Annotated in this window: 23 protein-coding genes and 1 pseudogene; 9 read left to right on the plus strand and 15 right to left on the minus strand. The window is 73.4% G+C overall.

Going from position 1 to position 22,825, the window contains the following annotated elements; all coding sequences use genetic code 11:
- Positions 1–28 precede the first annotated feature (28 nt).
- The 7 genes and pseudogenes from ACFW3D_RS25730 to ssd form a co-directional block, all read right to left on the minus strand.
- Positions 29–310, minus strand: a pseudogene (locus ACFW3D_RS25730) (Rv3654c family TadE-like protein); the annotation flags it as partial.
- Positions 307–654 (minus strand): TadE family type IV pilus minor pilin, encoded by a 348-nt coding sequence (locus ACFW3D_RS25735; RefSeq protein ID WP_500507517.1) that lies wholly within the window; start codon positions 652–654, stop codon positions 307–309. The gene ACFW3D_RS25735 and the pseudogene ACFW3D_RS25730, both read right to left, overlap by 4 nt.
- Entirely contained in the window at positions 641–778 is a 138-nt protein-coding gene (locus ACFW3D_RS25740; protein WP_500507519.1) for a DUF4244 domain-containing protein, read from the minus strand. The genes ACFW3D_RS25735 and ACFW3D_RS25740 overlap by 14 nt, the downstream gene beginning before the upstream one ends.
- Before the next feature lie 71 nt (positions 779–849).
- Complete coding sequence (locus ACFW3D_RS25745; protein WP_500507521.1) at positions 850–1,626, minus strand: type II secretion system F family protein; 777 nt, start codon at positions 1,624–1,626, stop codon at positions 850–852.
- Positions 1,623–2,531: a type II secretion system F family protein gene (locus ACFW3D_RS25750; protein ID WP_500507523.1), complete on the minus strand. Its 909-nt coding sequence runs from the start codon at positions 2,529–2,531 to the stop codon at positions 1,623–1,625. The genes ACFW3D_RS25745 and ACFW3D_RS25750 overlap by 4 nt, the downstream gene beginning before the upstream one ends.
- The gene (locus tag ACFW3D_RS25755; protein WP_500507525.1) at positions 2,528–3,682 is read right to left on the minus strand and encodes a TadA family conjugal transfer-associated ATPase; all 1,155 of its coding nucleotides are present in this window, start codon (positions 3,680–3,682) and stop codon (positions 2,528–2,530) included. Before ACFW3D_RS25755 ends, ACFW3D_RS25750 begins: the two co-directional genes overlap by 4 nt.
- Complete coding sequence (gene ssd, locus ACFW3D_RS25760; RefSeq protein ID WP_500507596.1) at positions 3,679–4,728, minus strand: septum site-determining protein Ssd; 1,050 nt, start codon at positions 4,726–4,728, stop codon at positions 3,679–3,681. Before ssd ends, ACFW3D_RS25755 begins: the two co-directional genes overlap by 4 nt.
- A gap of 602 nt (positions 4,729–5,330) precedes the next feature.
- Between ssd and ACFW3D_RS25765 the strand changes: the two genes are divergently transcribed.
- Positions 5,331–6,161 (plus strand): HAD family hydrolase, encoded by an 831-nt coding sequence (locus ACFW3D_RS25765; protein WP_500507527.1) that lies wholly within the window; start codon positions 5,331–5,333, stop codon positions 6,159–6,161.
- Positions 6,162–6,519: 358 nt separating this feature from the next.
- On the opposite strand, the gene ACFW3D_RS25770 is transcribed toward ACFW3D_RS25765, so the two are convergent.
- On the minus strand, positions 6,520–7,350 hold the full coding sequence (locus ACFW3D_RS25770; protein WP_500507529.1) for a Fic family protein: 831 nt from the start codon (positions 7,348–7,350) through the stop codon (positions 6,520–6,522).
- A gap of 179 nt (positions 7,351–7,529) precedes the next feature.
- On the opposite strand from ACFW3D_RS25770, the gene ACFW3D_RS25775 reads away from it, so the two are divergent.
- The 7 genes from ACFW3D_RS25775 (at position 7,530) to ACFW3D_RS25805 (ending at position 16,564) form a co-directional block, all read left to right on the plus strand.
- Complete coding sequence (locus ACFW3D_RS25775) at positions 7,530–8,510, plus strand: ATP-binding protein (protein ID WP_500507531.1); 981 nt, start codon at positions 7,530–7,532, stop codon at positions 8,508–8,510.
- Between the two features lie 197 nt (positions 8,511–8,707).
- Positions 8,708–11,002: a SulP family inorganic anion transporter gene (locus ACFW3D_RS25780; RefSeq protein ID WP_500507533.1), complete on the plus strand. Its 2,295-nt coding sequence runs from the start codon at positions 8,708–8,710 to the stop codon at positions 11,000–11,002.
- A 194-nt stretch (positions 11,003–11,196) separates the two neighbouring features.
- The gene (gene acs / locus ACFW3D_RS25785; protein WP_500507535.1) at positions 11,197–13,158 is read left to right on the plus strand and encodes an acetate--CoA ligase; all 1,962 of its coding nucleotides are present in this window, start codon (positions 11,197–11,199) and stop codon (positions 13,156–13,158) included.
- A gap of 221 nt (positions 13,159–13,379) precedes the next feature.
- Entirely contained in the window at positions 13,380–14,819 is a 1,440-nt protein-coding gene (gene nhaA, locus ACFW3D_RS25790) for a Na+/H+ antiporter NhaA (protein WP_500507536.1), read from the plus strand.
- Between the two features lie 52 nt (positions 14,820–14,871).
- Entirely contained in the window at positions 14,872–15,354 is a 483-nt protein-coding gene (locus tag ACFW3D_RS25795) for a phage holin family protein (protein WP_500507538.1), read from the plus strand.
- Positions 15,355–15,366: 12 nt separating this feature from the next.
- Entirely contained in the window at positions 15,367–16,287 is a 921-nt protein-coding gene (locus ACFW3D_RS25800) for an alpha/beta fold hydrolase (RefSeq protein ID WP_500507540.1), read from the plus strand.
- Between the two features lie 94 nt (positions 16,288–16,381).
- Positions 16,382–16,564 (plus strand): hypothetical protein, encoded by a 183-nt coding sequence (locus ACFW3D_RS25805; RefSeq protein WP_500507542.1) that lies wholly within the window; start codon positions 16,382–16,384, stop codon positions 16,562–16,564.
- A gap of 64 nt (positions 16,565–16,628) precedes the next feature.
- Here ACFW3D_RS25805 and ACFW3D_RS25810 read toward each other — a convergent pair whose 3' ends face one another.
- From ACFW3D_RS25810 to nth, 3 genes are read right to left on the minus strand one after another with little or no spacing between them, the layout of a single operon-like run.
- Positions 16,629–17,831: a MarP family serine protease gene (locus ACFW3D_RS25810; RefSeq protein ID WP_500507544.1), complete on the minus strand. Its 1,203-nt coding sequence runs from the start codon at positions 17,829–17,831 to the stop codon at positions 16,629–16,631.
- 22 nt (positions 17,832–17,853) lie between these two features.
- A complete protein-coding gene (locus tag ACFW3D_RS25815; RefSeq protein WP_500507546.1) occupies positions 17,854–18,534 on the minus strand; it encodes an NUDIX hydrolase in 681 nt (226 codons plus the stop codon).
- Positions 18,531–19,352, minus strand: a complete 822-nt coding sequence (gene nth, locus ACFW3D_RS25820; RefSeq protein WP_500507548.1) for an endonuclease III — start codon at positions 19,350–19,352, stop codon at positions 18,531–18,533. Before nth ends, ACFW3D_RS25815 begins: the two co-directional genes overlap by 4 nt.
- 254 nt (positions 19,353–19,606) lie before the next feature.
- On the opposite strand from nth, the gene ACFW3D_RS25825 reads away from it, so the two are divergent.
- The gene (locus tag ACFW3D_RS25825; protein ID WP_431950174.1) at positions 19,607–20,281 is read left to right on the plus strand and encodes a Crp/Fnr family transcriptional regulator; all 675 of its coding nucleotides are present in this window, start codon (positions 19,607–19,609) and stop codon (positions 20,279–20,281) included.
- Positions 20,282–20,354: 73 nt separating this feature from the next.
- Here ACFW3D_RS25825 and ACFW3D_RS25830 read toward each other — a convergent pair whose 3' ends face one another.
- From ACFW3D_RS25830 to sp36, 4 genes are all read right to left on the minus strand, one after another.
- Positions 20,355–21,179 (minus strand): MBL fold metallo-hydrolase, encoded by an 825-nt coding sequence (locus ACFW3D_RS25830; RefSeq protein ID WP_500507550.1) that lies wholly within the window; start codon positions 21,177–21,179, stop codon positions 20,355–20,357.
- Positions 21,176–22,045, minus strand: coding sequence for an NUDIX hydrolase (locus tag ACFW3D_RS25835; protein ID WP_500507552.1), 870 nt, complete (start codon positions 22,043–22,045; stop codon positions 21,176–21,178). Before ACFW3D_RS25835 ends, ACFW3D_RS25830 begins: the two co-directional genes overlap by 4 nt.
- A gap of 107 nt (positions 22,046–22,152) precedes the next feature.
- The gene (locus ACFW3D_RS25840; RefSeq protein ID WP_500507554.1) at positions 22,153–22,617 is read right to left on the minus strand and encodes a RidA family protein; all 465 of its coding nucleotides are present in this window, start codon (positions 22,615–22,617) and stop codon (positions 22,153–22,155) included.
- A complete protein-coding gene (gene sp36 / locus ACFW3D_RS25845; RefSeq protein WP_319134706.1) occupies positions 22,614–22,775 on the minus strand; it encodes a Sp36 family protein in 162 nt (53 codons plus the stop codon). Before sp36 ends, ACFW3D_RS25840 begins: the two co-directional genes overlap by 4 nt.
- Positions 22,776–22,825: the final 50 nt, after the last annotated feature.

Raw genomic sequence — 22,825 nt, forward strand, 5'->3', positions numbered from 1 at the left:
CCCGGGAACGGACCCGGGCGGGCCCGACGGCGGCCGTGACGTCGGCGACCTCACCGCTGACCGCGCAGCGCACCAGCCGGGCGTGCTGGGCGGCGGCCACCCGTCCCGCCACGGCGCAGGCCTCCGTGCGGCCCCGGAGGGCATGGTCGGCGGCGGCGAGCGCGGCGAGGTCCGCGGCGGCCCCCGCGCGGTGCCGTGCGGCGACGGCGGCGCCGAACGTCAGGACGGCGCAGGCGGCCAGCGCCAGCAGCGCCCCCAGCAGGGCCGTCCAGACCGTCGCGGAGCCCTGGTCGCCCCCTCGCCGGCTCACGGCCCCTCCCCCGTTCCCTCCGCGGCGGCGACCGCCTCGCCGCGGAGCGTGAGGGACAGGGAGCGGGCCTCGACCGTGACCCGGACCAGGTCGCCGCCCCGGCGGACCGAGACGGCGGCCCCGGCGGGAGCCGCGGCGCGGGCCGCCTGCAGCACCGCGCCGTCGGGTTCCTCGCGGGCCGCCGCGCGGGCTCCGGCCCGCGCGGCGTCGATGCAGCGGATCTGGGCGGCCGCCGCGGCCAGTCCCCACAGCAGCAGCGCCGTGAGGAACACCAGCGACGGGATGACCACCGCGGCCTCCGCCGTGACGTAGCCGGCGTCGCGCCGGCGTTCAGAACGCGACATCGAGGGCCCGCTTGATGAGCCCGCCGAGTGCGGCGCTGACCGCACCCGAGGTGACGACCTTGTAGAGCACGGCCGCGAAACCGCAGGCCGCCAGCGTGCCCACGGCGTACTCGGCCGTGGTCATCCCGCGCTCGCCGGTACGGCACCGGCGGCTCAGTTTCCTCAGACAACGCATGACTCGCATGGGATCCCCCTTCAGTTCGTCGTGCCGGCGAGGATCGCCCCCGCCAGCCCCATCACCACCGGCGCGACCCCCACGAGGAGGAAGGCCGGCAGGAAGCACAGCCCCAGCGGGGCGGTGATCAGCACTCCGGCGCGGCGGGCGCGTGCCGCCCCGAAACGGGCGTGCTCGGCGCGGCACCCGGCGGCGAGGCGTGCGATCTCCTCGACCGGCGGCACCCCCGTCGTGGTGGCGCGCTCCATGCAGCGGGCGAGTTCGCGGCAGCCGAGCCGGTCCAGCCGGCCCCAGCACTGCGCGGGATCGCCACCCAGGCGGAGTTCGGCGGCCGCACGGGTCAGCGCCTCCCCGAGCGGGCCTCCGAGGGACGGCCCGACGGCTTCCGCGGCCTCGCGGGGCCCCGCCCCGGCCGCGACGCAGGCGGCCATCAGATCGGCCGCCAGGGGCAGTTGACGCGCGGACCGGGACTGCTCCGCGGACCCCGCGGGCCGGGGCCGCCGCTGCCGGCGGCGTATCGCCCACGCGGCGCCGAGTCCGGCCGCCGCACCGGGGACACCGCCGACCAGGGCTAACGCACCCAGGGCGACCCCGGCGACCGGCGTCCACTCCCGGACCGAAGCCGCGCCAGGCCACCCGCGTAACCACCGGGCAGGGGGCACCGTCCCCATGAGCAGCCGGAGCCTGCGCCGCGTGGCGCGCTCCCTCCGGGCGGCGGCAAGGGCACCCGCGGCACACAGGACAGCGGCCATGGAAGCCAGGACGATCCCCAGCCTGTGGACGGCGTCGCCGCTCATGACCCGCCCTCCGCGGTCCGGACGATGCGCGCCGTCCAGGCGAGCCCGGCCCACTCCAGGAGCCCGCCGGCCACCAGGCAGCCGAGACCGGCAGGAGTGCGCAGCAAAGTGCCCAGCGGATCGGCTCCCAGCCCGGTGCCCAGGACCAGTCCGAAGACGGGCAGCAGGGCCAGCAGCGCCACGGTCGAGCGGGGTGCCGCCAGCTGGGCCCTCAGGTCCTCGCGCTGATCGCGTTCGGCACGCAGGGCGGCCGCGATCCGGTCCAGGCCGTCCGCGAGCCCCGCGCCACCGTCCACCGCCACCTGCCAGCACGCGGCGACTCCGGAGAGCCCTTCGGCGCCCTCCAGCCGGGCGGCCGCCCGCAGCGCCGCCGGCACGTCGCCGCCGAAACGGGCGGCGGCCAGCAACGGCAGCGCGGCGTCCGACAGGCCGGGGTGTTGCGGCCAGCCCTCGCGGCCCAGCGCACCGGCCAGCGCGGCGGACGGGGCCAGTCCGGCCCGCAGGTCGCCGGCGACCGCCGCGCACAGCGCGCCCACCGCCACGGCCCGCCGTTCCACATCGGCGCGCCGCTCCCGCCCGCGCAGCCACCGCCCGCCGAGCGGCACCGCGACCGCCCCCAACAGAACCGGCAGCACCGATCCGGCGGCCGCTCCCACGACCAACCCGCCCGGCAGAAACAGCACTTCGCGGCCGAGGCGCCAGCCGAACCGCACCCGGAACGGCTCCAGCAGCCCACTGAGGCGACTTTCGAGGCCCCCTGGCCCCGGGAGTCCACCGGACGCCCCACGGGCCTCAGAGGCGCCGTTGAGCAACGTCCGTGCCCTGCGCAGGACTTCGTCCCGCGCGCACACCACCCATGCGGCGGCTCCCGCGCACAGGGCGGCGAGGAGCACCACGGCGTTCATGCCCGCCCCCTCTCGCAGAGCGCGGCCAACCTGCCCCAGCCGGGGCCGCGTTCGCCGCCGCTCAGGGCGGGGACCGTGCCGACGATCCCATCCGGGCCGCGCTCGAGAACGTGGATCTCGGCGACCCGGCGCCGGCCCGATCGGTCCCGCACCAGATGCACCACCACCGACAGGGCGGCCGCCAACTGACTGTGCAGCGCGGCCCGGTCCAGACCCGCCACGGCGCCCAGCGCTTCCAGCCGGGCGGGCACATCACCCGCGGCGTTGGCGTGGACCGTCCCGCAGCCACCCTCGTGGCCGGTGTTGAGCGCTCCCAGGAGGTCCAGGACCTCGTGGCCGCGCACCTCGCCGACCACCAACCGGTCCGGCCGCATGCGCAGCGCCTGCCGTACGAGGTCCCGCAGGGTGACGAGCCCCGCGCCCTCCTGGTTGGCGGGCCGGGTCTCCAGCCGTACGACGTGCGGATGGCGCGGCCGCAGCTCCGCGGAGTCCTCGGCGAGGACGATGCGCTCACCCGGCGGGACGAGGCCGAGCAGGCAGCTCAGCAGCGTGGTCTTGCCCGATCCCGTGCCGCCGGAGACCAGGTACGACAGGCGGGCGTCCAGCACGGCCCGCAGGAGGGCGGCCGTGCCACCGTCCATGCTGCCCGCGGCCACCAGTTCGTCCAGGGTGAACGCGCGGGTACGGACGACCCGCAGCGACAGGCACGGGGCGCCGACCACCACCGGTGGCAGCACGGCGTGCAGCCGGGTGCCGTCCGGCAGCCGGGCGTCCACCCAGGGCCGGGCGTCGTCCAGCCGCCGGCCGGCCGCGGAGGCGAGCCGCTGGGCGAGCCTGCGCACGGCCGCCGCGTCCGCGAACCGCACCTCGGTGCGCTCCAGTCCGGCGCCCCTGTCGGCCCACACCTCGTCCGGCCCGTTCACCAGCACATCGGTGACGTCCGGCTCGCCGAGCAGCCCCTCCAGGGGCCCGGCACCGACCATCTCCGAACGCAGGGCGGCCACCACGTCGAGCACTTCGGTGTCGCCGAGCAGCCGGCCCTGTGCCCGCAGTGCGGCGGCCACACCCGCCGGGGTGGGCTCGTCACCGGAGGCGGCCAGCCGCAGCCGTACCGCGTCGAGCAGGGCGGGCGTCATGACGTCGGCGCTCATGCGGCCACGCTCCCGCCGCCGTGCAGCGCCGCCGTCAGGAAGGCCGAGCAGAACCCGGACAGCGGGCCCCGGCCACTGCCACCCGGCGCCTCGCCGCCGTCCAGGGCGGCGGGCAGGCCGGGCTCCGGTGGTAGTTCACCGGCGAGCGGGAGTCCGACCAGCTCGGCGAGCGTCTCGTCGGTGAGCCCCGAGCCGAAGGGGCCCCGGGCGACGACCCGCAGGTCCCGCAGCACCATGGCCATCCGGGAGGCGACCCGGCCGGCGGCCGCGACCGCGCGCAGCTCCGCGGGGACGACCAGCAGACCGACGTCGATCTGGGCGAGCGCCTCGGCCACGGCCTCGTCCATCCGGCGCGGCAGGTCGACGACCACCACCCCGCCGCGCCGCCGGGCGGCACCCATCACCGACCTCATGGCCTGCGGCGGGATGACGACGGTGTCGCCGCGGTCCCAGCTGAGGACGCTCAGGGCGTGGGTGCGGGGCAGCGATTCCTCCAGCGCCCCGCTGTTGACCCGGCCCCGGGACTCCGCGAGGTCGGGCCAGCGCAGCCCGCCCACCCGTTCGGCCCCGAGCAGCACGTCCAGTCCGCCGCCGAGCGGATCGGCGTCGACGAGCATCGTGCGGCGTCCGGAGCGGGCGGCCGTGACGGCCATCGCGCAGGCCAGGGTGCTGGCCCCGGCTCCGCCGCGGCCGCCGACGACCCCGATCGTCAGGGCCGGCTCGCCGGCGCCCTCCGCCACGTCGGCGATCCGGTCGACCAGCCAGGTCTCGGCGTCGGGCAGGAAGGCGACGTGCTCGGCGCCGACGTCCACGGCGCGGCGCCACACCTCCGGATCGTCCAGGTCGCGGCCGACGAGGAGCACGCCCCGGCGGCGGCGTGCCGTACCCGGCACACGGCGGGTGTCCGCGGCGCCGACCAGCACCAGTGGCGCGGCATCCCAGCTGCCGGGCGCCGGCGGGACCCCGAAGGCGACCTCCGGCTCCGCGCCCGCCGCGGCGCACAGACGCAGCAGGTCGTCCAGGAGGGCCCCGTCCTCGGTGACGATGAGCGGGCCACCGCCCGGATCGTCCTTTCCTCGCGGCCGTCCCGATGTCCGCCCGGAGACCCGCCCTTCACGCGTTCCTTTTGTTTCACCGTTGAATGATTCGGCGACCACGACGTCCCCCTCGCTCGTTCCGGCCCGTGCCGTCGGTATCGGGCACATGCACCGGACACATCTCCGGCGCGGCATTTGCCGCCAGAGTCTCGCGAGTCGCCGAAACCTGATGATCTTGGTCGTAATCCGTGGATAACCAGGCCGTTGTGGATATCTCCGCCACCCGCCCGAGTGGCTTCCACCGGGCAGCGCAACGAATGTGATCCGTGACTCACCGTAGCCGTACACGGAAAAAGACCGGCCCCCCGCGGAAGCCGCGGGGGGCCGGTCACATGCCGGGCGCGTACGGACTCAAGGTCTGAATATGCCCCCGGACATGCGACGACCCCCGCCGGGGGGGAGAGCGGGGGTCGTCCCCACGGTCCGACTCGGGGGGGGAGGAGCCAGACCGGGTTAGCACGGTCGCGAACGATCCGTGACTTCCATGGTGTACCCGAAGGCCTTCTCAGGCAAACCCACGCGCAGGAGCTTACGCCGAATGGTGGGTCCCTATGCTCGTCCTCGTGGAAAACCACCTGTCGCCGCGCACCGCCGCGTTCTTCGATCTCGACAAGACGGTGATCGCCAAGTCGAGCACTTTGGCGTTCAGCAGGCCCTTCTACCAGGGCGGCCTCCTCAGCCGCCGCGCCGTGCTGCGGACCGCGTACGCCCAGTTCGTCTATCTGCTCGGCGGCGCGGACCACGACCAGATGGAGGGGATGCGAAAGTACCTCTCCGACATGTGCCGTGGCTGGAACGTGCAACAGGTGCGGGAGATCGTGGCCGAGACCCTCCACGACCTCATCGACCCGATCATCTACGACGAGGCCGCCTCCCTCATCGAGGAACACCACCTGGCCGGCCGCGACGTCGTCATCGTCAGCGCGTCGGGCGCCGAGGTCGTGGAGCCCATCGGCGAGATGCTCGGCGCGGACCACGTCATCGCCACCCGGATGGCCGTCGAGGACGGCTGCTACACCGGCCGGATCGAGCACTACGTCTACGGACCGGCCAAGGCCCGGGCCATCACGGAGCTCGCCGCGGTCGAGGGATACGACCTCAAGCGCTCCTTCGCCTACAGCGACTCGGTGACCGACGTCCCGATGCTCGAGTCCGTCGGCCACCCGTACGCGGTCAACCCCGACCGCGGGCTGCGCAGGGAGGCGGCGTCACGCGAATGGCCGATGCTCACCTTCAGCCGCCCGGTCAGGCTGCACCAGCGGGTGCCCGCGCTGACGATGCCCTCGGGGCCGGTGCTGGCGCTGGCCGCGGTCGGCGCGGCCGCCGCCACGGCGGGACTCGTCTGGTACGCGGCCCGGCGGCGCAGGCCCGCGCTGTCCTGATAAGCACCCGAGCACACCTTTCGGGCGGATCGCACTGATCAGACCCCGTATGCAAAGAACCGCGGCGAGGGGTTCCGGTTCTCCCGAAGGTGCAGTACAAAGGTTTTACGGCCCGCGAGACCACGGACTTCCGCGAGGAACCCCGTCGAATCAGGCCCCACGGACCGGAGCATGACAGCTGGGAACCCACGCGACGCAGACCCGCTGACCGGGCCGGCCGCACCAGGTGACGGGCAAAGCTCCCGACCTGATGGGCAGATATCGTGCACGCTTGGTAACCCGACGGCCATGCCAGCGGCGGCACCCGCGCGGTGCCGCCGCAGCCTTGTGTCCGGAAGTTCCGCGTCCGGGGCGGTGCCTACGCGGCGCCGCGCTGCAGGGCCTCGCAGACCGCCACGCTCTCCCGCACGCCCAGGCCCACGGCCTGCCCGCAGTGCGAGATCCAGGCCGCCATGCCGTCGGGCGTGCCGGAGGCGTAGCCCCGCAGCGCCTTCAGATGGTCCGCACGCCCGAGTTCGGCGTGGCCGACCTCCGCCGGGCAGATGGACTTGGGATCCAGACCGCTCCCGACGAGGACGACCCGCTGCGCGGCCCGCGCCACGAGTCCGTTGTACGAGCCGAACGGCCGCAGGCACAGCAGCTCGCCGTGCACGACCGCGGCGACGACCAGCGCCGGCGCCTCGCTGCCCGACAGCAGCAGGTCGGCGAGCCCGTCGAGCCGCGCGACGACCTCGGGGGGTTCGGGCAGCGGGAACTCGGCGACGTCCAGGAGCGGCTCCTCGACCTTCTCGCCCGCCTGCCGCGGGCGGCCGACCGTCTCGTCCGGCGAGGTGCCGCCGGCCGCGACCAGGTGCAGCCGGGCCAGCGCCTGCAGCGGAGACTGCCGCCAGACGGAGAGCAACTGGCCGGACTCGGCGGTGAGCCGCAGCGCGGCGCCCACCGCGCGCGACTCCTCGTCGGAGGAGAAGTCGCTGCGCCTGCGCACCTCTTCGAGCGCCCAGTCGGCGCCGGCAAGCGCCGCGGAGCCGCGGGCGCCGCGCAGCGCCGCCTCCGAGGACACCTCGTTGGAGCGGCGGCGCATCACCCGGTGCCCGTAGACCTGGTCCACGGCCTTCCGTACGGAGTCCACCGACTCGGCGACACCGGGGAGCGAACCGAGGACGGCGAGCGGATCTGCTGTCGTACCCATACCCACGACCCTACGCACCCCCGGCGGCACGCCGGTGGGCGAGTGGGCATCCTCACGCGCACCGCGGAGGCCGGCACCGTCCCGGCCGGCGGCCCGGAAGGGGCCCGGATGTCCACCGACGGGTGAACTCCGGCGGCGGAGGCCGCGGGAGAGCGGCCCCCTCACTACGCTTAACGAACATGAAGATCGCTTTCGTCGGAAAGGGCGGCAGCGGCAAGACCACGCTGTCCTCCCTCTTCATCCGCCACCTGGCAGCCGCCCACGTCCCCGTCGTCGCCGTCGACGCCGACATCAACCAGCACCTCGGCCCGGCGCTCGGCCTCGACGAGGAGGAGGCCGCCGCCCTGCCGGCGATGGGCGCCCACCTCCCGGAGATCAAGGAGTACCTGCGCGGCGTCAACCCGCGGATCGCGTCCGCGGAGACGATGATCAAGACCACACCGCCCGGCGAGGGCTCCCGCCTGCTGCGGATCACCGGGGACAACCCGGTCTACGCCGCCTGCGCCCGGCCCGTCGCCCTCGACTGCGGCGAGGCGCGGCTGATGGTCACCGGCCCCTTCGACGAGTCCGACCTGGGGGTGGCCTGCTACCACTCGAAGGTCGGGGCGGTGGAACTGTTCCTCAACCATCTGGTCGACGGCCGCGGGGAGTACGTCGTCGTCGACATGACGGCCGGCAGCGACTCCTTCGCCTCCGGGATGTTCACCCGCTTCGACATGACGTTCCTGGTCGCCGAGCCGACCCGCAAGGGGGTGGCGGTCTACCGCCAGTACAAGGAGTACGCCCGGGACTTCGGGGTCGCCCTGCACGTCGTCGGCAACAAGGTGCAGGGGCCGGACGACGTGGACTTCCTGCGCTCGCACGTGGGCGACGACCTGCTGGTCACCGTCGGGCACTCGGACTGGGTCCGCGCCATGGAGAAGGGCCGCCCGCCGCGGTTCGCGGACCTGGAGGAGCCCAACCGCGCCGCGCTGCGGTCGATGCGCGAGGCGGCGGACGCCTCGTACGAGCGCCGGGACTGGGAGCGCTACACCCGCCAGATGGTCCACTTCCACCTCAAGAACGCGGAGAGCTGGGGCAACGCACGGACCGGCGCGGACCTCGCCTCGCAGGTCGACCCCGGCTTCGTCCTGGGCGAACGGTTCACCCTCACCGGGTAATCGTTCGCCCGTTCGGGCGAATCCTCATCCACACGCCCTTTGTCTGCATTACTCTCCATTTACCGACTCTTGAAAGTAATCAAGCAATCACATTCGGTTACTTTCAAGGCCGAGAGCACCCGCCGCAACAGCCGTGACCACGACCGCGTACGCGCACCAGCCGGACGCAGCCGCGCCGCCCCGGAGGAGACGGGAACATGCACGCCACTCCAGAACCACAGATGCAGCAGTCGCAGACCCCACCGCAGGATCTGCCACCACCGCCCCGCGCCGACGAAGGGCCGGCCGCCGCCTGGCGGCACGACCTGTCGGCCTCGATCACCGTCTTCCTGATCGCCGTCCCCCTGTCGCTGGGCATCGCCCTGGCCACCGGCGCCCCGCTGCAGTCGGGGCTGATCGCCGCCGCCGTCGGCGGCATCGTCGCGGGGTTGATGGGCGGTGCGCCGCTCCAGGTCAGCGGCGCCGCCACCAGCCTGGTGGTGGTCACCGCCGAGCTCATCCACCGGTACGGCTGGCGCACCACGTGCGCCATCACCGTGCTGGCCGGCCTCGCCCAACTCGCCCTGGGCACCCTGCGGGTGGCCAGGGCCGCGCTTGCCGTCAGTCCGGCGATCGTGCACGGCATGCTGGCGGGTATCGGCGCCGCCATCGCGCTCGCCCAGCTCCATGTCGTGCTCGGCGCCGTTCCCGACAGCTCGGCCCTCACCAATCTGGCCGCCCTGCCGCAGCAGTTGTCCTCCCCGCACCCGGGCGCCCTGCTGATCGCGGGGGTGACGGTGCTCGTGCTGATCGGCTGGCCGCGCCTTCCCGGGCGGGCCGGAAAGGCGCTGCGCACGGTCCCGGCACCGCTCGCCGCCATCGCGGCGGCGACCGCCGTCGGCGCCCCCATCGCGGTGCCGCGGGTCGACCTGCCCGCCTGGCACGCGGTGGCGCTCCCCGGGCTGCCGCACGGGCCGGTGCTCGGCATCGCCGCCGCCGTCCTGACCGTCACCCTGGTCGCGAGCATGGAGTCGCTGCTGTCGGCGGTGGCGATCGACAAGCTGCGCTCCGGGCGCGGGGCGCCCGGGGACGCCGTCCCCGCCCGCCTGAACAAGGAGCTGATCGGCCAGGGCACGTCCAACGTGCTCTCGGGCCTGCTCGGCGGGCTGCCGGTGGCCGGCGGCGCGATCCGCGGCTCGGCCAACGTGGCCGCGGGCGCGCGGACGCGCCGCGCCACGGCGCTGCACGGGCTGTGGGTGCTGCTGTGCGCCGGGCTGCTGGCGGGGCTGCTGGAGCACATCCCGCTCGCCGCCCTCGCCGCCCTGGTGATGGTGGTCGGGGTGAAGATGGTGAGCTTCGCGCACATCAGGCACGTGCAGCGGCACCGGGAGTTCCCGGTCTACGCGGCGACGCTCGGCGCGGTGCTGCTGCTCGGCGTGCTGGAGGGGGTCCTGACCGGCATCGCGGTGGCCGTCTTCCTCTCGCTGCGCCGGCTGACGCACACCCGGATCACGGTGGCGGAGGAGTCCGGCGTCCACCAGGTGCACGTACGAGGGCAGTTGACCTTCCTCGCGGTGCCCCGGCTGACCCGGGCACTGGCGGAGGTGCCGGACGGCGCCAGCGCCGTGATCACCCTGGACGGCTCCTTCATGGACCACGCGGCGTACGAGTCGCTGCAGCACTGGCGCGACGGCCACCGGGCGCGCGGCGGCTGGGCGACCCTCACCGGCCGTTCGGGCACGCCGATCACGGTCCCGTCGAGCGCGCACGCCTGCCGCCCCTGGACGCCGTGGCGCAACCACCACTGCACCAAGCCGGGCACGGAGGCGGGGGCCGCCGGTCAGCTGGTGGGCGGGCTCAGCGCCTTCCAGCGCAACACGGCGCCACTGGTCAGGGACGAGCTCGCGCGGCTCGCCCGCGACGGGCAGCGGCCCACCCAGCTCTTCCTGACGTGCGCCGACTCCCGCCTGGTCACCAGCATGATCACCTCCAGCGGGCCCGGTGACCTGTTCACCGTGCGCAACGTGGGCAACCTGATGCCGCCGCCCGGCGCCGACGCCTCCTGCGACTCGGTGGGCGCCGCCATCGAGTACGCGGTGGAGGTGCTGAAGGTCGGCAGCATCACGGTGTGCGGGCACTCCGGGTGCGGCGCCATGCAGGCGCTGCTGAGCGGGGCGGGCCACGAGCCGGGGGCGCAGACCCCGCTGGCCCGCTGGCTCCGCCACGGCCGCCCGAGCCTCGCCCGGCTGGAGCGGACCGGCCGGCCCGGACGCGGCGAGGTCGCCCTCGCCGACCGGCCGGTGGCCGACGACCTCGAACGGCTCTGCCTCGTCAACGTGGTGCAGCAACTGGACCACCTGATGGCCCACGCCTGCGTCGCCCGCCGGGTGGCCGAGGGGTCGCTGCAACTGCACGGGATGTACTTCCACGTCGCCGAGGCCCAGGCCTACGTCCTCGACACCGGGAGCGGCACGTTCGCCGCCGTACGACCGGAAGTCCTCGACACGGTCTGACCGGGGCCGCCCGCCGCGGGCGGCCCACCCGCCCCGGCCCGCCGTGCACCCGCCGGCGGGCCGGACCCGTTAAGGGCGGCGCTTCACCACGACAGGTCTAAACCAATTTTTGCCGCGGACCCTTGTCATTCCGCCCCTCCGGCTGGTGAGCTATGCCGTGGGACACAAGAGGACACCCTGCGAAGGAGCACGGCGTGAGCAACGAGAGCCTGGCCAACCTTTTGAAGGAGGAGCGCCGGTTCGCTCCGCCCGCCGAGCTGGCGGCCGGTGCCAATGTGACCGCGGAGGCCTACCAGCAGGCCGGTGACGACCGACTGGGCTTCTGGGCGGCGCAGGCCCGCCGGCTGACCTGGGCGAAGGAGCCGACCGAGACCCTGGACTGGTCCAACCCGCCGTTCGCGAAGTGGTTCGCCGACGGCACCCTGAACGTCGCCTACAACTGCGTCGACCGGCATGTCGAGGCCGGCAACGGCGACCGCGTGGCGATCCACTTCGAGGGCGAGCCCGGCGACGGCCGGGCCATCACCTACGCCGAGCTCAAGGACGAGGTGAGCCGTGCCGCGAACGCCCTCACCGAGCTGGGCGTGACGTCCGGCGACCGGGTCGCGATCTACATGCCCATGATCCCCGAGACCGTCGTGGCGATGCTGGCCTGCGCCCGCGTCGGCGCCGCGCACTCGGTGGTCTTCGGCGGCTTCTCGGCCGACGCGCTGGCCGCCCGCATCGACGACGCCGACGCCAAGGTGGTCATCACCGCCGACGGCGGCTACCGCCGCGGCAAGCCGTCCGCCCTCAAGCCCGCCGTGGACGACGCGGTCGGCCGCTCCGCCGGCGTGGAGAAGGTGCTGGTCGTCCGGCGCACCGGCCAGGAGGTCGCGTGGACCGAGGGCCGTGACGTGTGGTGGCACGAGATCGTCGAGCGGCAGTCCGCGGAGCACACCCCGGAGGCCTTCGAGGCCGAGCACCCGCTCTTCATCCTCTACACCTCCGGCACCACCGGTAAGCCCAAGGGCATCCTGCACACCTCGGGCGGCTACCTGACGCAGACCTCCTACACCCACCACGCAGTCTTCGACCTGAAGCCGGAGACCGACGTCTACTGGTGCACCGCCGACGTCGGCTGGGTCACCGGGCACTCGTACATCGTCTACGGCCCGCTGGCCAACGGCGCCACCCAGGTGCTCTACGAGGGCACCCCCGACACCCCGCACCAGGGCCGCTTCTGGGAGGTCGTCCAGAAGTACGGGGTCACGATCCTCTACACCGCCCCCACGGCGATCCGCACCTTCATGAAGTGGGGCGACGACATCCCCGCCAAGTTCGACCTGTCCTCGCTGCGCGTCCTGGGCAGTGTCGGCGAGCCGATCAACCCCGAGGCGTGGATCTGGTACCGCGAGCACATCGGCGGCGGCCGCTGCCCGATCGTGGACACCTGGTGGCAGACCGAGACCGGCGCCATGATGATCTCCCCGCTGCCCGGCGTGACGGAGACCAAGCCCGGCTCCGCGCAGCGTCCGCTGCCCGGCATCTCCGCGACCGTGGTGGACGACGAGGCCCGCGAGGTGCCCAACGGCTCCGGCGGCTACCTCGTCCTCACCGAGCCGTGGCCGTCGATGCTCCGCACCATCTGGGGCGACGACCAGCGCTACCTGGACACGTACTGGTCCCGCTTCGAGGGCCGCTACTTCGCCGGCGACGGCGCGAAGAAGGACGACGACGGCGACATCTGGCTGCTCGGCCGGGTCGACGACGTCATGCTCGTCTCGGGCCACAACATCTCCACCACCGAGGTCGAGTCGGCCCTCGTCTCGCACCCGAAGGTCGCCGAGGCGGCCGTGGTCGGCGCCGCCGATGCCACCACCGGCCAGGCCATCGTCGCCTTCGTGATCCTGCGCGGCACCGCCGCGTCCGACGACGGCGACGAGCTGATCGCCGAACTGCGCGACCACGTCGCCAAGACCCTCGGCCCGATCGCCAAGCCCAAGCGGATCCTGACGGTGGCCGAGCTGCCGAAGACCCGCTCCGGCAAGATCATGCGGCGTCTGCTGCGCGACGTCGCCGAGAACCGGGAGCTGGGGGACGTCACCACGCTGACGGACTCCACGGTCATGGACCTCATCCAGACCAAGCTTCCGAGCGCCGCGAGCGAGGACTGACCGGTCCCCGTCACCGCACCGAAGAGGCCCCCGCGGGGGCCTCTTCGCCGTTCCGGGGCGGTGCTGGGCGGTGCTGGGCGGTCCCTGCGACGTCCGGCGATTGTCCGTAATGTGAAGAACGCCGGAGGCTCCGGCGCCGACCCGATAAAATGCTGGACGCGTAAGAAACGCAACAGTGAATCGGGGCGTGCCGGGAAGTCTGGTCGGCAAGGTGATCAGCCATGCCGAGCCCGACCGGAGGTCCACCCCCCGTGACCGCGACCAACCGCCGCCGTTCCGTCTTCCTGGGCCGGATGCCCCTCCCCGAACGGAACTACGTCGCCGACGCGCTGCGGACGGAGACGGTGGGCGGCGTGATGCTGCTGCTGGCCGCGGTCATCGCGCTGATCTGGGCGAACAGCCCCCTGAGCACCTCGTACCGGTCCACCGTCGCCTTCGCTTTCGGGCCCGAATCGCTGCACCTGGACCTGTCGGTGGGCCACTGGGCCGCGGACGGGCTGCTGACGGTCTTCTTCTTCGTCGCGGGCATCGAGCTCAAGCGGGAACTGGTGGCGGGTGAGCTGCGCCGTCCCTCGGCCGCGGCGCTCCCCGTCATCGCGGCGGTCTGCGGCATGGTGATGCCCGCGGTCGTGTACGCGGTGGTCAACGCCGCCGGCGGCGGTTCCCTGCAGGGCTGGGCGGTGCCGACGGCGACCGACATCGCGTTCGCCCTCGCGGTGCTGGCCGTTCTCGGTACGTCGTTGCCGTCCGCGCTGCGCGCGTTCCTGCTGACCCTGGCGGTCGTGGACGACCTCTTCGCGATCCTGATCATCGCGGTCTTCTTCACCTCGGGCATCAACCTGGTGGCGCTGGCCCTGGCCGTCGCCGGGCTCGTGCTGTTCCGCCTGCTGCTCCGCATGGAGGTGCGCGGGTGGTACGTGTACGTGCCGCTCGCGCTGGTCAACTGGGCGCTGATGCACGCCAGCGGGGTGCACGCCACGATCGCGGGCGTCGCGATGGGCCTGATGCTGCGCTGCCACCGCCGCGAGGGCGAGGTGCAGTCCCCCGGAGAGCGCATCGAGCACCTCGTACGGCCGCTCTCGGCCGGACTCGCGGTGCCACTGTTCGCGCTCTTCTCCGCGGGAGTGCCGATCGCCGGCAGCGCGGTCGGCGAGGTGTTCGGCCGTCCCGAGACGCTGGGCGTGGTGCTGGGACTGGTCGTCGGCAAGGCGGTCGGGGTGTTCGGCGGCACCTGGTTGGCGGCGCGCTTCACCCGCGCGGAGCTCAACCCCGACCTGGCCTGGGCCGACGTCCTGGCCGTCGCCACGCTCGCGGGGATCGGCTTCACCGTCTCCCTGCTCATCGGCGAGCTGGCCTTCGAGGGCGACCAGGTGCTGACCGAGGAGGTCAAGGCCGCCGTCCTGATCGGCTCGTTCATCTCCGCGCTGCTCGCAGCGGTACTGCTCAAGCTCCGCAACGCCAAGTACCGCCGCATGTGCGAGGACGAGGAACGCGACGAGGACCTCGACGGCGTCCCGGACGTCTACGAGTGGGCGAACCCGGAGTTCCACCTGCGCATGGCCGCGATCCACGAGGCGAAGGCGGCCGAACACCGCAGGCTCGCGGAAGTGGCGCGCTCCGGGGGCAGCGACGAGGATGAGTCGGGCATGATCGGGGGGTAACCCGTTTGCCCCGGATGACGACTGACGCACCATGACGACGACGGAGGACCCGATGAGCCGAGCGGACGAGCCCGTGAACGTGGGGGTGACCGTGAGCCCCAACGGAAGCCGCAGCCTCGGTCAGCTCTTCGCCTCGGCGACGGCGGACCTGTCCGAGCTGGTCCACGAGGAGATCGCCCTCGCCAAGGCGGAGCTGAGGCAGGACGTCAAGCGGGCCGGCATCGGCGGCGGGGCGGTGGGCGCCGCCGGCATCCTGGCGCTCTTCTCGCTGCCGGTGCTGAGCTTCGCGGCGGCGTACGGCATCCACAACCTGGGGCTGGGCCTCGCCTGGTCGTTCCTCATCGTCGGTGGGGCCTACCTGGTGCTGGCCGGTCTGCTGGGCCTGATGGCGCGCTCGAAGTTCAAGAAGATCAAGAAGCCGGAGCGCAGCATCGCCTCGGCGAAGGAGACCGCAGCGGTGCTGCAGGGGGTCAAGCCGCACCCCCGCAGCACCCCCTCCGGCGGGACGGAGGCCACGGTGGCGGCCAAGGTGTGACACGCTCGGGGCATGACGGTCGCTGATAGTTCCCCGGTACGCATCGACGGGCCCTGGACCCACCGGGACGTCGCCGCGAACGGTGCCCGCTTCCACATCGCCGAGCTCGGCGACGGCCCCCTGGTGCTGCTGCTGCACGGCTTCCCGCAGTTCTGGTGGACCTGGCGGCACCAGCTGACCGCGCTGGCCGACGCGGGCTTCCGCGCCGTCGCGATGGACCTGCGCGGGGTGGGCGGCAGCGACCGCACACCGCGCGGCTACGACCCCGCCAACCTGGCGCTCGACGTCACCGGCGTGATCCGCTCGCTCGGCGAGCCGGACGCCGCGCTGGTCGGGCACGACCTCGGCGGTTACCTGGCCTGGACGGCGGCGGCGATGCGGCCCAAGCTCGTCCGGCGGCTCGCGGTGTGCTCCATGCCGCACCCGCGGCGCTGGCGCTCGGCGATGCTGACGGACGTGCGGCACAGCGCGGCCGGCGGCTACGTGTGGGGGTTCCAGCGCCCGTTCGTCCCGGAGCGGCAACTGGTCGCGGACGACGCGGCGCTGGTCGGACGGCTGCTGCGGGACTGGTCGGGACCCCGGCTGCCGGAGGACGAGACGGTGGACGTCTACCGCAGGGCGATGCTCATCCCGTCGACGGCGCACTGCTCGGTCGAGCCGTACCGCTGGATGGTGCGCTCGCTGGCCCGGGTGGACGGCTTCCAGTTCAACCGGCGGATGAAGCGCCCGGTGCGGGTGCCCACGCTGCACCTGCACGGTTCGCTCGACCCGGCGATGCGGGCCCGGCACGCCGCGGGCAGCGGGGAGTACGTGGAGGCGCCGTACCGCTGGCGGCTCTTCGACGGGCTGGGCCACTTTCCCCACGAGGAGGATCCGGCCGCGTTCTCGGCCGAGCTGGTCAACTGGCTCAAGGACCCCGAACCGGACCGTTGATCCAGTATGACGATCGGCCAAATGCCGGGCGCATAGGCCAACTGATGGAGCGCCAGGCGGTTACCGACCATGGACCCCGGGCAGACAGCTCGGTATGGGCTGGACGCACGACTACCGTGACGTGTCACGCGACCGCCGCGCCGACAGGGCGCGGGTCACCACCGGGACGCAGGCCCCGGACCATGGGTCCGGAGGCTCCCGACTCGGCATTCCCCACATCCTCAGGCGCCGCGCCCGCTGGGTGGGCGCCCGGCTGAGGCATACCCGCAGCGACTGACGGCGGCCCGCACCGACCGGCGGCTCCCCGGTGGGCGTTCCTCCCCGGAGGGCGCTCCCCGGACTTACAGGGCGCAGCTCTGGGTGTCGACCTCTCCGTTCGCCGTACGCCCGGCCCGGACGTCCGCCTGGACCTCGTCCGCCGTCAGTGCGTAGCCGGTGTCCGCGTCGTCGAGGGACTTGGCGAACACCACGCCGTACACCTTGCCCTCGGGGGTGAGCAGCGGTCCGCCGGAGTTGCCCTGGCGGACCAGCGTGTACAGCGAGTAGACGTCGCGCTCGACGGTGCCCCGGTGGTAGATGTCCGGGCCCGAGGCGGGGATGCGGCCGCGCACCCGGGCGGCACGCACGTCGAAGCCGCCGTTCTCCGGGAAGCCGGCGACGATCGCGTCGTCGCGTGACCGGGCGTCGGTGGTGCTGAAGGACAACGCGGGCGCGTCCAGGGACGGTACGTCGATGACCGCGATGTCGCGCTGCCAGTCGTAGAGCACCACCTTGCCGTCGTAGACCCGGCCCTCGCCGCCGATCTGCACGGTCGGGTTGTCGACACCGCCGACGACGTGGGCGTTGGTCATCACCCGGTGCGGGGCGAAGACGAAGCCGGTGCCCTCCAGCACCTTGCCGCAGCTCGGTGCCGTACCGACGACCTTGACGATGCTGCGCCGCGCGCGGCCGACGACCGCGCTGTCGGCGAGCGCCGGGTCGGGGGCGGGGACGGCGGTGATGGGCTCGTTGCCGAACGGCGAGAAGACCTGGGGCAGTCCGTTCTGCGCGAGCACCGAACTGAAGTCGGCGAACCAGTTGTCGGCCTCGCGCGGCACGATCTGCGCCACCCCCAGCAGCACCCGGGAGGAGCGGACCTCACGGCCGAGGCTGGGCAGCGTGGTCGTGGTGGCGAGCGCGGAGCCGATGAGCCAGGCGACCAGCAGCATGGCCAGGACGTTGACCAGGGCGCCGCCGACGGCGTCGATCGCGCGCACCGGAGACCAGCTGATGTGCGTACGGACCTTGTTGCCGAGGTGGGTGGTGAAGGCCTGGCCCACCGAGGCGCACACGATGATCAGGACCACCGCGGCGACCACCGCCACCGTGCCGGGCTGGGCGTTGCCGGTGACCGCGTTCCAGATCGCGGGCAGCACGTAGACCGCGACCAGACCACCACCGAGGAAACCGACCACCGACATCACGCCGACGACGAATCCCTGGCGGTAGCCCACGATCGCGAACCACACGGCGGCCAACAGCAGCACGATGTCCAGCACATTCACCTGGACACCGTCTCATGGAGGATCAGCCCAGCGGGACCGTCTTTGCACGATCCCATGGTCGTTCCCAGCCCGCGTGGTGCAGGATCCGGTCGATCAGGCCCGCGGTGAAACCCCACACCAGGGCGCCCTGCACCAGGAACGCGGGCCCCTGGAGGCCACTGGGATGGGTCACCGTGGCGCGGTTGGCGGGATCGGTGAGATCCGCCACGGGGACGGTGAACACCCGTGCGGTCTCGGCCGGATCGACCGCCCCCACCGGGGACGGCGTGCGCCACCAGCCGAGGACCGGCGTCACGACGAAGTCGCTGACCGGGATGTAGAGCCGCGGGAGCACCCCGAACACCTGCACCCCCGAGGGGTCGAGGCCGGTCTCCTCCCACGCCTCGCGCAGTGCGGCCCGCAGCGGGCCCTCGCCCTCCGGGTCGCCGTCCTCGGGATCGAGGGCACCGCCCGGGAAGGAGGGCTGCCCCGCGTGCGAACGCAGGGACGCCGCCCGTTCCATCAGGAGCAGTTCGGGCCCGTCGGCCCCCGCGCCGAGGAGGATGAGGACGGCGGAGGGCCTGCCGCCGCTCGGCGGCGGCAGGAAGCGGCTGAGCTGCTCGGGCCGTACGGCGTCGACCGCGCGGACCACCGGGCCGAGCCAGGACGGCAGCCCCTCGCGGTCGAGCGTGACGTCGTCGATGCCGGGTCGTGCCTGCGTCACTCCACCTCCAGCGACGGCGCCGCCTTGCCCGGGAACCCCGGCGGCGGCTTGAGCCGCTGCCCCGGACCGCCGGCCATCTCGTACTTCAGCAGCTTCTTCGCCTTCTCCGGATCCGTCTCGCCCTCGCCGTACGACGGGCACAGCGGCGCGATCGGACAGACGCCGCAGGCGGGGCGGCGGGCGTGGCACATCCGGCGGCCGTGGAAGATCAGGCGGTGCGAGACCATCGTCCACTCGCTCTTCGGGAAGATCGCCATGATGTCCTGCTCGATCTTCTCCGGCTCCTTCGCCGTGGTCCAGCCGAAGCGGTGAACCAGCCGCTGGAAGTGGGTGTCCACGGTGAGGCCGGGGACGCCGAAGGCGTTGCCGAGCACGACGTTGGCCGTCTTGCGGCCGACGCCGGGCAGCGTGACCAGGTCCTCCAGCCGGCCGGGCACCTCGCCGCCGAAGCTGTCGCGGAGTGCCGCGGACAGGCCCAGTAGCGCCCGCGCCTTGGCACGGAAGAAACCGGTGGGGCGGAGGATCTGCTCCAGCTCCTCCGGGTCGGCGGCGGCCAGGTCCTCGGGCGTCGGGTACGCGGCGAACAGCGCGGGGGTGGTCTGGTTGACCCTCAGGTCGGTCGTCTGGGCCGACAGGACCGTGGCGACGAGCAACTGGAAGGGGTTCTCGAAGTCGAGCTCGGGGTGGGCGTACGGGTACAGCTCGGCGAGCTCGCGGTTGATCCGGCGGGCCCTGCGCACCATCGCGAGCCGCGACTCGGGCTTGCGGGACGCCCGCGCACGGCCGGTGGGGGTGGTGCTGGCGGTCTGTTCGCTCACAGCGGAATCCGCGGTGGCGGTCACCTTCCCGGCCCCGCCACCCCGCCGTTTCTTCTGCGCACTTGGCGTATCGGACACCCGGCCAGCCTAAGCCTCACCACCGACAATCGCCCTGGAGAGCAGCGATCCGGCCCCCAAACGGACCCCCGGAGCACAATCACACGAGCACATAAGACAGACTTGTGATTGATCGCACTGTTTTGCTGTCGGGCATGATGGGGACCGACCCAGCGATGTCGACAAGGAGAGAGCTCGTGGACGACGTTCTGCGGCGCGCACCGCTTTTCGCGGCGCTCGACGATGAGCAGGCCGCTGAACTGCGCGCCTCCATGACGGAGGTCACGCTCGCGCGTGGCGACTCGCTGTTCCACGAGGGGGAACCCGGGGACCGGCTGTACGTCGTCACCGAGGGCAAGGTGAAGCTGCACCGCACCTCGCCCGACGGCCGCGAGAACATGCTCGCTGTCGTCGGCCCCGGCGAGCTGATCGGTGAGCTGTCGCTCTTCGACCCCGGCCCGCGCACGGCCACCGCCACCGCGCTGACCGAGGTCAAGCTGCTCGGCCTCGGCCACGGCGACCTGCAGCCGTGGCTCAACGCCCGCCCCGAGGTCTCCACGGCCCTGCTGCGCGCCGTCGCCCGGCGCCTGCGCCGCACCAACGACGTCATGTCCGACCTGGTCTTCTCCGATGTCCCGGGCCGCGTCGCCAAGGCGCTGCTGGACCTGTCTCGCCGCTTCGGCGTGCAGTCCGAGGAGGGCATCCACGTCGTGCACGACCTGACGCAGGAGGAGCTCGCCCAGCTGGTCGGCGCCTCCCGCGAGACGGTCAACAAGGCTCTCGCCGACTTCGCGGGCCGCGGCTGGCTGCGCCTGGAGGCGCGGGCGGTCATCCTGCTGGACGTCGAGCGGCTGGCCAAGCGCTCGCGCTGACGCCCGTACGCGTACGGAGGGGCGCCCACCCGGAGGTGGGCGCCCCTTCGCCGTCCGTGATGCGTGCGGGCCGTCAGATCAGCCCGTGCTCCCGCAGGTAGTCCAGCTGCGCCCGTACCGACAGCTCGGCGGCCGGCCACAGGGCGCGGTCGACGTCCGCGTACACGTGGGCGACCACCTCGGAGGGCAACGTCAGGCCCTGCTCCGCGGCCGTCTCGACCTGCGCGAGGCGGTGGGCGCGGTGGGCGAGGTAGAACTCGACGGCGCCCCGCGCGTCGGCGAGGACCGGGCCGTGGCCCGGCAGGACGGTGGCGACGCCGTCGTGCATCGTCAGGGCCTGCAGTCGGCGCAGGGAGTCCAGGTAGTCGCCCAGCCGCCCGTCGGGGTGGGCGACGACCGTGGTGCCGCGGCCGAGGACGGTGTCACCGGTGAGCACGGCCCGGTCGGCGGGCAGGTGGAACGACAGCGAGTCCGCGGTGTGCCCGGGGGTGGGCACGACGCGCAGCTCCAGGCCGCCGGTGGTGACGACGTCGCCCGCGGCCAGGCCCTCGTCTCCCAGCCGCAGCGCCGGGTCCAGGGCGCGCACCGGCGTACCCGTCAGCTCGGCGAAGCGGCCCGCGCCCTCGGCGTGGTCGGGGTGGCCGTGGGTCAGCAGGGTGAGGGCGATCCGCTTGCCGAGGGAGTGCGCGGTGGAGACCACGTTGGTCAGGTGGCCTTCGTCGAGCGGCCCCGGGTCGATGACCACGGCGAGCTCGGAGTCCGGCTCGGAGACGATCCAGGTGTTCGTGCCGTCCAGCGTCATCGGCGAGGGGTTCGGCGCGAGCACGCACACCGCACGGGCGGTCGCCCGCCCGCCGATCTCCCCGCGGGGGTCACCGGGCTGCGGGGCCGGGGTCATTCGGCGGCTCCCATGCGCTTGGTGAACTCCTCGTGGCCGGGCCAGGTCAGCACGATCTCGTCGCCCTCGAGGCTGGCCCTCGCCAGCACCGGGGTGAGGTCGCGCCCCTGTGCGGCGCCCTCCAGGGCCGCTCCCGCCGAGTCGTACGGCAGCAGCTCCCGCAGCGTCGCGATCGTCGGCGGCAGCATCGTCATCTCGCCCCGGTCGTAGCCGGCCACGGCCTCGGCGGGTCGCAGCCACACCGTTCGGTCCGCCTCGCCCGACACGTCGCGGGTGCGCTGGCCGGGCGGGAGCACGGTCACGAAGAACCAGGTGTCGTAGCGGCGCTCCTCGAACTCCGGGGTGATCCAGCGGGCCCACGGGCCGAGCAGGTCGGAACGGAGCACCAGGGAGCGGCGTGCGAGGAAGTCCGCGAAGGACAGCTCCCGCGAGACCAGGGCGCGCCGATCGGCCTCCCAGTCCCCGCCGGTGGTGTCCGCGACGACGGACCCCTCGTCGGGCCCGGCCAGCAGCACGCCGGACTCCTCGAAGGTCTCGCGCACGGCCGCGCACACGATCGCCTGCGCGGAGGCGGGGTCCAGGCCCTCGCCCAGCCGGGCGGCCCACTCCAGCGGCGAGGGTCCCGCCCAGGCCACCGGCCGCTCGTCGCGCGGGTCCACCCCGCCACCGGGATAGGCGTAGGCGCCCGCGGCGAAGGCCATCGAGGCCCGGCGCCGCAGCATGTGCACCGCGGGGCCGCCGCCGGCGTCCCGCAGCAACACGACGGTCGCCGCACGGCGCGGCACGACGGGCTCCAGGGTGCCCGCGGTGAGGGCGCGGATGCGGTCGGGCCAGCTCGGCGGGAACCACTGGTTCGTGGTGGTCATGTGGCGGATGCTATGCGGTTCCGCGGGGATGTTCGATAGGGCCCGGGCGGGCGGGCCCGGGCACCCCTCCGGTGACCGGGCGCGGCCCGCCGGAGGGGTACGGGACGTCAGTCCTCGACCTCGACCTGGATCTCGACCTCGACCGGCGCGTCGAGCGGCAGCACGGCCACGCCGACGGCGCTGCGGGCGTGCACGCCCTTCTCGCCGAGCACCTCGCCGAGGAGCTCGCTCGCGCCGTTCACGACGCCCGGCTGCCCGGTGAAGTCGGGGGCGGAGGCGACGAAGCCGACGACCTTCACCACGCGCTTGACGCGGTCGAGGTCACCCACGACGGAACGGACCGCGGCCAGCGCGTTGAGCGCGCAGGTACGGGCGAGCTGCTTGGCCTCGTCCGCGGTGACCTCGGCACCGACCTTGCCGGTGCAGGTCAGCTTGCCCTCGACGACGGGCAGCTGGCCCGAGGTGTACACGTACGCGCCGGACCGGACGGCCGGAACGTACGCGGCGAGCGGTGCGGCCACGGCGGGCAGAGTCAGCCCGAGCTCCGCGAGCCGCTGCTCGACCGCGCTCACGCGTTCTTCTCCCGCTTGAGGTACGCCACCAACTGCTCGGGGTTGTTCGGGCCCGGAACGACCTGGACGAGCTCCCAGCCGTCCTCGCCCCAGGTGTCCAGGATCTGCTTCGTCGCGTGCACCAGCAGCGGCACGGTCGCGTATTCCCACTTGGTCATGAGGGGACTGTAATGCCTGGCACAGCCCCGCCCCTGCGTAGCCCCGCCCT

The organism is Streptomyces sp. NPDC058864, assembly GCF_042742985.1.
Classification (GTDB): Bacteria; Actinomycetota; Actinomycetes; order Streptomycetales; family Streptomycetaceae; genus Actinacidiphila.

Coding starts and splice junctions, on each gene's coding strand:
- ACFW3D_RS25735 (WP_500507517.1), bottom strand. CDS start 654: ATGTCGCGTTCTGAACGCCGGCGCGACGCCGGCTACGTCACGGCGGAG.
- ACFW3D_RS25740 (WP_500507519.1), bottom strand. CDS start 778: ATGACCACGGCCGAGTACGCCGTGGGCACGCTGGCGGCCTGCGGTTTC.
- ACFW3D_RS25745 (WP_500507521.1), bottom strand. CDS start 1,626: ATGAGCGGCGACGCCGTCCACAGGCTGGGGATCGTCCTGGCTTCCATG.
- ACFW3D_RS25750 (WP_500507523.1), bottom strand. CDS start 2,531: ATGAACGCCGTGGTGCTCCTCGCCGCCCTGTGCGCGGGAGCCGCCGCA.
- ACFW3D_RS25755 (WP_500507525.1), bottom strand. CDS start 3,682: ATGAGCGCCGACGTCATGACGCCCGCCCTGCTCGACGCGGTACGGCTG.
- ACFW3D_RS25765 (WP_500507527.1), top strand. CDS start 5,331: ATGCTCGTCCTCGTGGAAAACCACCTGTCGCCGCGCACCGCCGCGTTC.
- ACFW3D_RS25770 (WP_500507529.1), bottom strand. CDS start 7,350: ATGGGTACGACAGCAGATCCGCTCGCCGTCCTCGGTTCGCTCCCCGGT.
- ACFW3D_RS25775 (WP_500507531.1), top strand. CDS start 7,530: ATGAAGATCGCTTTCGTCGGAAAGGGCGGCAGCGGCAAGACCACGCTG.
- ACFW3D_RS25780 (WP_500507533.1), top strand. CDS start 8,708: ATGCACGCCACTCCAGAACCACAGATGCAGCAGTCGCAGACCCCACCG.
- nhaA (WP_500507536.1), top strand. CDS start 13,380: ATGCCGAGCCCGACCGGAGGTCCACCCCCCGTGACCGCGACCAACCGC.
- ACFW3D_RS25795 (WP_500507538.1), top strand. CDS start 14,872: ATGAGCCGAGCGGACGAGCCCGTGAACGTGGGGGTGACCGTGAGCCCC.
- ACFW3D_RS25800 (WP_500507540.1), top strand. CDS start 15,367: ATGACGGTCGCTGATAGTTCCCCGGTACGCATCGACGGGCCCTGGACC.
- ACFW3D_RS25805 (WP_500507542.1), top strand. CDS start 16,382: ATGGGCTGGACGCACGACTACCGTGACGTGTCACGCGACCGCCGCGCC.
- ACFW3D_RS25830 (WP_500507550.1), bottom strand. CDS start 21,179: ATGACCCCGGCCCCGCAGCCCGGTGACCCCCGCGGGGAGATCGGCGGG.
- ACFW3D_RS25835 (WP_500507552.1), bottom strand. CDS start 22,045: ATGACCACCACGAACCAGTGGTTCCCGCCGAGCTGGCCCGACCGCATC.
- sp36 (WP_319134706.1), bottom strand. CDS start 22,775: ATGACCAAGTGGGAATACGCGACCGTGCCGCTGCTGGTGCACGCGACG.